We start from the raw sequence: 2,588 nt of genomic DNA, 5'->3' as shown, positions 1-2,588 counted from the left end.
AAAACGAAGACCTGCTGGCCAACGCCTGCGAAACCCTCGCCTCGGCCAAAACCATCGCCCAGGAATTCGCCGGGCTGGCGAAGCCATCGCAGCGCCGGACGCTCATGGGGATTGCGCAGTTGATCATGCTCGGGGAATTGGCGGTGAATCGGGTGCTGGATAATCTGGAATTGCCACAGTGAGGCAGGAAAGCTGAGCTGTTGGCCGTCCATTCTGGCCCCTTCGCGAGCAGGCTCGCTCCCACAGTTTGACCGCATTCCAAACGTGGGCCGGGCTGGTTCGCGACGACGACCGCTCGTCGGATACCACGGCGCACCTGTCAACTCTGACAGGTGCGCAATTCCGCCAACGCGCGTTAACTCACTCCGTCACCTTTCCGTCGGAGTCGATGCCATGTCCAGCCCCAACAGCCCCCTGCTGCTCGCGGAACTCGTCATTCCTGGTCGCAGCAAGAACCCGGTGTCGACGGACCCCGACGTCTGGGGCATTAACATCGCCGCCGCGCTGGGCAACTTTCCGCTTCATGGCATGAAGTGCCAGGCCGGCCCGTGGGGGAACATGGCGTGTGGTGACAAGTTGACGATCTTATGGGGCACCGGGCAGAACGTCTGGGTTGAAACCGTCGACCAAGACGAGGTCGGCACGCAACTGAGCATGTTCGTGCCCCCTCGACACATGGTCGATGGCCAGTTCGCGGCATCCTATGTGGTCAAGCTTTTGGGCGGCACGGATCAACCGTCCGAAGTCATGCAGGTGCGGGTCAAGCTCACTCGTCCGGGCGGGCACGATGACAACGGCGACGGCGGGCACTCCAAACTGGTCATGATCATTCCTCAGGACATTCTTGAAGGCATCCACGCAGGCAACGTGGCAGCGGGCGCGCCGATCACCATCGGCAACAACGATGGCACGCCGCCCTATCCCTTCGCCGCGGCCGGCGATGTCTGTCGCGTCAGCTGGGGCGGCGTCTACGTCTACAGCGATCCGCTGACCGAGGAGCAGGCCCAAGGCAAAACGCTGATCATCGTGAAAGTTGAAGAAGCCGACATCCGCGAGGCCGGTGATGCCGACGCTCCCGGCGTGGCCGTGGTGTTCGAGGTGTACGACTGCGTGTTCAACCGTTCCGAGGACTGGAGCCCCGAGCAGCGTGTGCCGGTGGCGGTGGATACGACTCGGGCGGACGCCCCGTTGCTCAAGGAAACGGTGAACAACGTACTGGACGTTGACAAGCTGGGCGATGCTGACGGCACCGTGCAAATTATCGCCATGGACACGAACAAGTTCAAAATCGGTGACCTTGTATTCATCAGGATCAAGGGCACGCCGGTCGAAGGGCCGCCGATTGATTGGGAACCTTCAGCAGGCGTGAAGCTGGAAAGTGTGCCGAGCATCATGGAAATCATGGCGCCCAACGCCGTGCTGCGCCAGTTGGCCAAGTCCCAGATCACCTTGTCGTATCGCCTGGAAAAAGCCGACGGCTCCGCTGAATTACGTTCCAAAAGCCAGTTCATCCGCGCCATCGGCGAAGTCAAGCGCCTGGCCGCGCCGATCTTGCCGGATGAGAACTCCGGGTCGCTGGACCCGACGCTGGACCGAGTAGAACTCGAGATCCCTTTCGACAAATCCTTCGCCGAAGGCCAGGTCCTCACGATAGTCATGCTCGGCACCACGCCAGGCCTCAAGCCTTACCTGCCAGACCTGCCGACTCGGCCCATCACCCACAACGATATCGTCGCAGCCGAACCGTTGTTGTACAGCATTGATGGCGCGCACCTGAACCCGGTCAACGGTGGCACCGCGGAGTTCTATTACCAATTACAGATCCCGGATACAGTGCTCGACACGCTGAACCCGTTCGAGGCCACCCGCGCCGTTCGCGAGTCGATTCACACCGACATCCTGCGAGTCGGCAAACCACGTCTGGAATTGCCTCAACCGGAGGTGGACGGCGTGGTCGATGGCGTCCTGCCAGCCGACACCGCCGGCACCACCCTGACCGTGAAGTACACGGAAACAGTAACCGGCGACGAAGTCTTCATGTTCTGGATCGGTTCAATCACGGGCGAATACCGCGACTCGATCAAGCTGAACGAACTCACCGCTGGCAAGGAAGTGCCGTTCCCGATCCCGGCCGCGATGATCAAGGGCAACGAAGGCGGGACGGTGATCGCCAAATACCAAATCAAACGCGCGGCCGGCGGGACCAGTTACGCCGAGCCGCTGGAGTTCAGTGTCGGGGTGGCGCTGGGTCTGAAGGAACCAAAAATCAAGGAAGCGCCGAACAACACCAGCCTCGATCCGCTGGATGCCCAGAATGCACTGACGGCGGTAATCGACTATGACGGCATGCTGGTCGGCGACAAGATCATCGTCCGCTGGACCGGCGCCCCCGGAACGCCTGCTGCCGGCTCACACACCACCGAGCCATGGCCAGTCACCACCGTCGGTGCGCAGGAAATACCGCTGGCCGTCTCGGTGCTCGCCTTCAACCTCGCCAAGTCAATCACCCTGGATTACTCCGTGACACGCGGCACTCAGGAACCGAAAGACTCGCAGACGCGTACGTTGGCGGTGTTGCCAATTGCCCA

The 2,588-nt window shown here is 61.4% G+C and carries 1 protein-coding gene and 1 pseudogene; both read left to right on the top strand.

Annotated elements, in window-relative coordinates; genetic code table 11:
- On the top strand, positions 1–182 hold a 182-nt coding region (locus ACYSTU_RS26960), incomplete at its 5' end, for a DUF6124 family protein (RefSeq protein ID WP_499002744.1).
- 211 nt (positions 183–393) lie between these two features.
- Positions 394–2,588, top strand: a pseudogene (locus tag ACYSTU_RS26955) (hypothetical protein); the annotation flags it as partial.

It is taken from the genome of Pseudomonas glycinis (assembly GCF_054871425.1).
The sequence above is the reverse complement of the archived record's forward strand: the minus strand, read 5'-3'. Positions and strand labels throughout refer to the sequence as shown.